This is a genomic window from Lutibacter sp., from assembly GCF_041562875.1.
Lineage (GTDB): Bacteria > Bacteroidota > Bacteroidia > Flavobacteriales > Flavobacteriaceae > Lutibacter.
In genome coordinates this window covers 1-7,877 of the sequence record NZ_JBFFOE010000108.1, presented here as the reverse complement: position 1 = coordinate 7,877, position 7,877 = coordinate 1, and the positions used below count along the sequence as shown (strand labels likewise).

At 29.7% G+C, this 7,877-nt stretch carries 8 protein-coding genes; 3 read left to right on the top strand and 5 right to left on the bottom strand.

Annotated features, from left to right (window positions below; genetic code table 11):
• Positions 1-1,143, bottom strand: a 1,143-nt coding sequence (gene pgk, locus ABY863_RS11740; RefSeq protein WP_372795052.1) for a phosphoglycerate kinase, incomplete at its 3' end; no start/stop codon positions are given.
• A 145-nt stretch (positions 1,144-1,288) separates the two neighbouring features.
• On the opposite strand from pgk, the gene ABY863_RS11735 reads away from it, so the two are divergent.
• The 3 genes from ABY863_RS11735 to ABY863_RS11725 are packed head-to-tail and all read left to right on the top strand — an operon-like array spanning position 1,289 to position 3,374.
• Positions 1,289-2,431: an ATP-binding protein gene (locus tag ABY863_RS11735; protein ID WP_372795050.1), complete on the top strand. Its 1,143-nt coding sequence runs from the start codon at positions 1,289-1,291 to the stop codon at positions 2,429-2,431.
• A 12-nt stretch (positions 2,432-2,443) separates the two neighbouring features.
• The gene (locus ABY863_RS11730) at positions 2,444-2,839 is read left to right on the top strand and encodes a DoxX family protein (RefSeq protein WP_372795048.1); all 396 of its coding nucleotides are present in this window, start codon (positions 2,444-2,446) and stop codon (positions 2,837-2,839) included.
• Positions 2,840-2,849: 10 nt separating this feature from the next.
• A complete protein-coding gene (locus ABY863_RS11725) occupies positions 2,850-3,374 on the top strand; it encodes a hypothetical protein (protein ID WP_372795046.1) in 525 nt (174 codons plus the stop codon).
• A 62-nt stretch (positions 3,375-3,436) separates the two neighbouring features.
• On the opposite strand, the gene ABY863_RS11720 is transcribed toward ABY863_RS11725, so the two are convergent.
• The 4 genes from ABY863_RS11720 to mnmG all read right to left on the bottom strand — a co-directional run.
• Positions 3,437-3,946, bottom strand: a complete 510-nt coding sequence (locus ABY863_RS11720) for an OmpH family outer membrane protein (RefSeq protein WP_372795044.1) — start codon at positions 3,944-3,946, stop codon at positions 3,437-3,439.
• Positions 3,947-4,184: 238 nt separating this feature from the next.
• Complete coding sequence (locus ABY863_RS11715) at positions 4,185-5,045, bottom strand: class I SAM-dependent methyltransferase (protein ID WP_372795042.1); 861 nt, start codon at positions 5,043-5,045, stop codon at positions 4,185-4,187.
• A gap of 2 nt (positions 5,046-5,047) precedes the next feature.
• Positions 5,048-5,896, bottom strand: a complete 849-nt coding sequence (locus ABY863_RS11710) for a sulfurtransferase (RefSeq protein ID WP_372795040.1) — start codon at positions 5,894-5,896, stop codon at positions 5,048-5,050.
• A 175-nt stretch (positions 5,897-6,071) separates the two neighbouring features.
• Positions 6,072-7,877: tRNA uridine-5-carboxymethylaminomethyl(34) synthesis enzyme MnmG (gene mnmG / locus ABY863_RS11705; RefSeq protein WP_372795038.1), on the bottom strand; the 1,806-nt coding region annotated here is incomplete at its 5' end.

Genomic DNA, 7,877 nt, shown 5'->3' with positions numbered 1-7,877 from the left:
GCTTTCTAACATTGCACCACCACCAGTTGAAACATAACTTACTTTATCTTCAAATCCAAATTGTTTTACGGCTGCAACTGAATCTCCCCCACCAACAAGTGAAAAAGTTCCGTTTTTAGTTGCATTTGCAATAGAATTTCCTAAGGCAATTGTTCCTCCTGCAAAGCTTTCCATTTCAAAAACTCCTAAAGGTCCATTCCAAAGAATTGTTTTAGATTGGTTTACAATTTTATCAAATAATTCTCTTGATTTTGGTCCAGCATCTAAACCTTGCCAACCATCAGGAATACTATTTATATCACAAATTTGAGTATTTGCATCATTACTAAAATCATCAGCAGCTATTACATCAACAGGAATATGAACTTGTACTCCTTTTTCTTTTGCTTTCTTCAAAATTTCTAATGCCAACTCTAATTTATCATCTTCACAAATTGAATTTCCTACTGTACCACCAAGTGCTTTTACAAATGTAAAACTCATTCCACCACCAATAATTAAGTGATTTACTTTGTCTAAAACATTTTCAATAACTGTAATTTTTGAAGATACTTTTGCACCTCCTAAAATAGCCAATACTGGCTTTTCACCTTCTTCTAATATTTTTTTAAGACTCACAATTTCTTGCGCTAATAAAGCACCAAAACATTTATTTTCTGGAAAAAACTGAGCTACAATTGTTGTTGATGCGTGCGCTCTATGTGCTGTACCAAAAGCATCATTCACATAAATATCTCCTAACTTTGAAAGTTTTTTTGAAAACTCTAAATCTCCTTTAGTTTCTTCAGCATAAAAACGTAAGTTTTCTAACAATAACACTTCTCCCATTTGTAATTCCGAAGCTGCTTTTTCAGCAATTTCACCAACACAATCGGTTGCAAATTTTACTCCAACTCCAATTATTTCAGAAACTTTATCAACAATGTGCTTTAAAGAATATTTTTCTTCAACACCCTTTGGTCTTCCTAAATGCGACATTAAAATAACTGCCCCACCATCTTCTAAAATTTTAATAATTGTTGGTTTTGCAGCTTCAATTCTAGTTGCATCTGTAATATTAAAATTTTCATCTAAAGGCACATTAAAATCTACTCTTATTAATGCTTTTTTTCCTTCAAAATTAATGTCTTGTATTGTTTTCATTTTTCAAAAATTATTAGTTGCACAAATATAATTCAATTTATACAAAGGCTTCTAATTTTTTACGAAACCGATTTCAAGATTGAAAATTAAAAGATTAAATAGCATCTCAATTTATATTTGCTGAAAATGTTTTACTTTCGCTTTGATGAATTTTTCTGAAATTTTAGGACACGAACATTTAAAGAACCATTTAATGAAATCTACCGATAATGGTCGGATTTCTCACGCCCAATTGTTTGTAGGTAAAGAAGGTTCGGGCACTTTGCCAATGGCCATTGCTTATGCGCAATATATTTTATGCAGTACAAGTATTGATAAAGATGCTTGTGCTTTAAAATGTGCTAAATTAATGCATCCCGATTTACATTTTGCGTTTCCGGTTGCAACTAATGATGTTGTAAAAAGCCATCCTGTAAGTAATTTATTTTTAGAAGATTGGCGCAATTTTATTCAATTAAACCCTTATGGGAATTTATTTGAATGGTTGCAATCTATAGGTATTGAAAACAAACAAGGACAAATTGGTGTTGACGAAGCTGAAGAAATTGTAAAATCTTTACGACTAAAATCGTACGAAGGCGGTTATAAAATTATGATTATTTGGATGGCAGAAAAAATGAATACTTCTGCAGCAAATAAACTGCTTAAGTTATTAGAAGAACCTCCTGAGAAAACAGTTTTTTTATTAGTTACAGAAAATGAAGAACATATTATAACCACCATAAAATCACGTTGTCAAGTTTTACATTTTCCTTTAATAGCTGAAGCTGATATTGTAAATTATTTAATTGAAAAAGAAGGAACAGATCAACCAATTGCTGAGCAAATTGCCCAACAATCTGACGGAAATATCAATAAAGCATTGCATTTATTACACAATGATAATGCCGATGAGCAATTTGAACAATGGTTTATTACTTGGGTAAGAGCTGCTTTTCAAGCTAAAGGGAATGCCTCTGTAATTCAATTATTAATTGATTGGAGCGATACTATTTCAAAAACTGGAAGAGAAACTCAAAAACGTTTTTTAAACTTCTGTTTACAATTTTTTAGACAGGCACTTTTACTAAATTATGATGCTGCATCTTTGGTTTATTTACAACCAAAAACAGCGAGTTTTAAACTAGAAAAATTTGCTCCTTTTATTCATAGTGGAAATATTATAGAAATAAATAAAGAGCTAAATGATGCTATTTATCATATTGAAAGAAATGGAAATGCAAAAATAATTTTGCTGGATTTATCTATAAAACTAACGCGTCTTTTACACGAAAAAGAAGTTTCATAACAACTTTAAATTATGTCTATTTTTAATAATCATTCAGCAGAAATATTAATTGTACTGTTTTTTATTTTTACTTATTTCTTTTCAATAGTTGAAAAATTAGCAGATTGGAAAGGAACTATAGCATATTACACAAAACATTTTGAAAAAACAATACTTCAAAAAATGATTCCATTACTCCTTTTAAATGTTCTAATTTTTGAAATTTCAACTGTCATTTTATTAACTATTGGGCTTTATTTTTTAGTGATAGAAGATGCCTTAATTATGGCAAAAGTAGGTTTAGAAATCTCAGCTATTACACTTTTAATGTTCTTAGTAGGGCAACGATTAGCGAAAGATTATCCTGGAGCTATGAATATAACAGTCTATTTTATTTTAAATGTTATTGGCATTTATTTATTAACTTAAATTATTGATTATGAAATTATTAGGTATAGGTTCTCGTATAAAACACACTGAATTTGGTTTAGGTGTTGTAACCAACGTAACCTCCAAACATTATTGGGTTACTTTTATTGAAAACGGATTAGAAACTATTAATCTTGATAGTGAGTTCGAAATAATTGAATCTGTTGAAGACGAAGTAGATACTGTTAGCTTTTTTGAAGTTGAATCAACGCTAAGAAATATGTTAAAACAATGGTCAGATATTTCAGAAATAATTCCTATTGCAGACAAATGGAAAGGTGGGAACTTAATTTTAGAACCTAAAGATACTTCTTTGTCAAGCAAAGAAATTCCTATTGATGCCTTCTTTCATAAAATTGTGATGGTACGTGACAGAATAAGAGTCATGGAGCAAAAAATTAATTCAAGCAAATTAGATGACCAAGATAAAGTTGATTTACAACAATATATCACTAGAATTTATGGTAGTTTAACAACCTTTAATGTGCTTTTTAAAATAAAAGAACAGCATTTTATTGGGTCAAAATCGAGCTAAAAAAATAAGCCATTTACAATGATTGTAAATGGCTTATTTAATTGATTATTAATGTTTTATATTTATTCTTTAGAAAAATCAACATTTAATATATCTAAAACTTCAGCTGTAACATTTAGAGACTCATCTCCATACATTACTGTACCCTGTCCAGAAGTTCCAAAAATTAAATTGTACCCTTTAGATTTTGCAAAAACCCCAACTAAACTATCTACTCTTTTAGTTAAAATTTCGCTTTTTTCTTGATTCTCTTGTTGTAATACTTGAGCAGCTTGTTGTTGCTTAGATTGTATAAATTGTTGTTCTTGTTGTAAAGCTTGCTCCGCTTCAGCTCTTTTTTGAGCAGTCATTGTTTGAGCAGCTTGATAGTATTGTTGCACTTTTAATTGAAATGGCGCTCCAAGACTATCTAATTCTTTTGCCATTACTTCTTGTTTGGCTTTTAAAGAAGTTTCTAAAGCTTTAGTAGCTTCGTAATCTTTCATTAAAACTTCAATATCTATATAAGCAACTTTAGTTTGATTACAAGATGCGAATACAAGTGCAATAGCTACAATCAATAATTTTTTCATTTTTTGATATTTTTTTAATTTGGGTTGATGATAAAAATTTTTGCGAATATATAAACAAAAACAGAAGTTTCTCCTAATATTTATCACTATTAGAATAATTTATTATTTAAATTTTTTAAATAATAAATATCTATTAAAAATGAGGTTATTACAGCTTAACTACTTTAATTAATTAAAAAAGGAATAAAACAGTATGATTTTATGATTGAAACATCCTTAAATCGTTTAAAAATCGATTTTAGATGTTTTTTATAAGGTAAATTAACGAAGAATACTCTTTAGAACTCAAAGCTTTTAAATTTGACAATAAACCAACATAAAAAGCACTGATAAAATTACTTTTCCCATTTTTATATTTTTCACTTAACAAAGAAACATAAAACGAATCAAACTTCATTGGAAGTATTTTTTCAACAGCCATATTTTCTTTAGAAAAAAGTAATTGAATCGATTTTTTTGAGAAATGCCATAAATGTCTTGGTACATCAAAAGCCGCCCAAAACTGTTTGTAATAATTAGCATCATAACTTTTAAAATTTGGAACGGCGATCACTAAAACACCATTTGGCTTTAATAGTTGTTTTAAATTTAAAATATATACTTCTAAATTAGTAACATGTTCTAACACGTGCCACAAGGTTATTACATCAAATTTTTCAGAATTGATATCTGATAAATTTGTATAAATTTTTGAAATACTATTTACAGTTAGTTTGGATTCTGCCAAACTTTTTGCATTTTGGTTTGGCTCTACTCCTACTACATTCCATCCATTATTTTTACAATTCAATAAAAAATCACCTGTCCCGCAACCAACATCTAATAAGTTTTTTTGCTCAGTTTTAAATGAATTTATCAGGCTTAACTTCTTATTTAAAGTATACCCTTTTACAATTTGATACAACTTATCTGTAAATGATTTCTTTGAATCTGTATGAGATATATAATCTGAACTTTCATAATAATTACCTAAATCTTCCAATTTAGGTTGAGGAAAAGTTTCGAGCATGTCAAATTTATCATTGTAAACTAAATCAAATTTTTGGTTTGAAACCGTATAATCTTCACAGGTAATTTTATTGATTTTTGAAAAGTCCATTCTTAAAAATTTGTATTTATTGTAGCAATTTTTTTATTATTTCTAGACCATTCACTCCAAGAACCTACATATAATTTTGGGATATCTAATCCTGCATATGCAATTGCCAACAATGTATGACATGCAGTTACGCCAGATCCGCAATGAACAATAATATGGTCTGATTCGATATTTTGAAAAACTGTTTGGTATTTATTCTTTAATTCTTTAGAAGTTTTAAAAAGTCCATTCAGATCTAAATTGGTAGAAAAAGGAATATTAACTGCTCCAGGAATATGACCAGCTACCAAATCTAATGGTTCTTTAATTCCAAGATATCGTTCCTCTTCACGAACATCAACAACTATATAATTTTTATCTTGTGAGCAATTTTCAACTTCGAAAATAGTTGCTTGTGGAAGTTTATAATCTACAAAATTATAGGAAGCCGTTTTTTTTGCTTCTACTAATTCAGAATTAATAGGAAAACCTTTTCTCTCCGCTTCTTGAATACCACCATTTAAAACTTGAACTTTATCGTGTCCAATAGCTCTTAACATCCACCAAAAACGAGCAGCTGAATTCGCTCCATTTTTATCATCATAAATTACAATTTGACTTTTTTCGTTGATTCCAAGAGTCTTTAATGTTTTAGAAAATTGCTTAATTGTAGGTAAAGGATGCCTTCCTCCAACTGAAACATCTTCTTTAATATTTGATAATTGAGTGTTTAAATTAACAAACAAAGCACCTTTTAAATGCTTTTCTTTATAACTAGTTTCATTACTGGCATCAACAATAACTAAATTTTCTAATTGATGAATTTTTATAAGTTCTTCAACTTCTATAATTGGCGATATAGTTTTACTCATTTTTTAGATTTCAGAAATTACATATTTAGATTAAGACCATTAAAATTACTAATTATATTGACCGATTTACTACTTTTAAAACACGAAAAATAATACTATTTTCAACTTTAAATACCCGAAATAAACATCAAATATTAATAGAAATTATTATTTGTTCCACGTGGAACGTTAAAAATTACCTTCCCATATACACCAATAAAACAGAAATATCACTTGGTGAAACTCCACTTATTCTACTCGCTTGTGATATAGTAATTGGTTTGAGTTTCGTTAGTTTTTGACGCGCTTCTATTGATAAAGATGCAACTTTATAATAATCAAAATTAGAAGGAATAGAAACATTCTCTAACCTATTTACCTTATCTGCCTGGTTCTTTTCCTTTTCAATATAACCCGCATATTTTACATGAATTTCTGTTTGTTCAACAATTTCACGATCAATAGAATTCTCTAAAATAAACGCTTCAACTTTAGCTAATTTCCGAAGATCATCAAAGTTTAATTGTGGTCTAGCCGCTATTTTAAATAACTTCATAGATTGTGAAACTCTCGCTGTTTCATTATCATCTAAGATTGGATTTATCTCTTCAGGTTTAACACTTGTTTCAATTAAAAACTTCACAAATAAATCAGTCTTTTGTTGCTTTTCAATAACTCTCTCCATACGCTCTTTTGAAGCTAATCCAAGTTCAAAAGCTAAAGGTGTTAATCTTAAATCAGCATTATCTTGACGTAATAATGTTCTATATTCAGCTCTTGAAGTAAACATTCTATAAGGCTCTTCCGTTCCTTTTGTAATTAAATCATCTATTAAAACACCTATATAAGCTTCGTCTCTTTTCAATATAAAAGCACCTTTACTTTGAATCTTCAATGCTGCATTTATACCCGCCATTAAACCTTGAGCCGCGGCTTCTTCATATCCTGTTGTCCCGTTTATTTGTCCAGCAAAATATAAATTTTCAATAAGCTTAGTTTCTAAAGTATGCTTCAGTTGTGTAGGTGGGAAATAATCGTATTCAATTGCATACCCAAATCTAAGGAATTTTACATTTTCAAAACCAGCCACTTTTCGAAGTGCTTTGTCTTGAACATCCTCAGGTAACGAAGTTGAAAAACCATTTACATACGTTTCTACAGTATCCCAACCTTCAGGTTCAATAAAAAGTTGGTGACGTTCTTTCGTAGCAAATCTATCAATCTTATCTTCAATAGATGGGCAATATCTTGGCCCAATACTTTGTATCCTTCCGTTAAACATTGGCGATCTATCAAACCCAGTTCGTAACAAATCATGTACTTCCAAAGAAGTATACGTCATATAACAAGAACGTTGATCAACCAATGATTTTGTAGCTGGTAAATATGAGAATTTTTCTGGATTTTCATCACCAGGTTGTTCTATCATTTTTGAAAAATCTAACGACCTAGAATCAACTCTAGGTGGTGTACCTGTTTTCATTCTCCCTGATTCAAATCCTACTTTAATTAAATCTTCTGTAATCCCAATTGAAGCACTTTCCCCTGCTCTACCACCTCCAAAAGTTTTATCTCCAAGGTGCATTAAACCATTTAAAAAAGTACCAGCTGTTATAATAACAGACTTAGATTTAATTTCAATTCCTAAGGCAGTTTTAACACCAATAATTTTACCATTATCAAATAATAACCCAACAACATTTTCTTGATAAAAATCTAAATTCTTAGTATGTTCCAACATGGTTCTCCAACATTCTGCAAAACGCATTCTATCACTTTGAGCCCTTGGACTCCACATTGCAGGCCCTTTAGATTTATTCAACATTTTAAATTGAATAGCGGTTTTATCAGTAACAATTGCACTATAACCACCTAAAGCATCTATTTCCCTAACAATTTGCCCTTTTGCGATTCCTCCCATAGCTGGATTACAACTCATTTGAGCAATATTTTGTAAATTCATTGTTATTAAAAGTGTATGTGCACCCATATTAGCACTAGC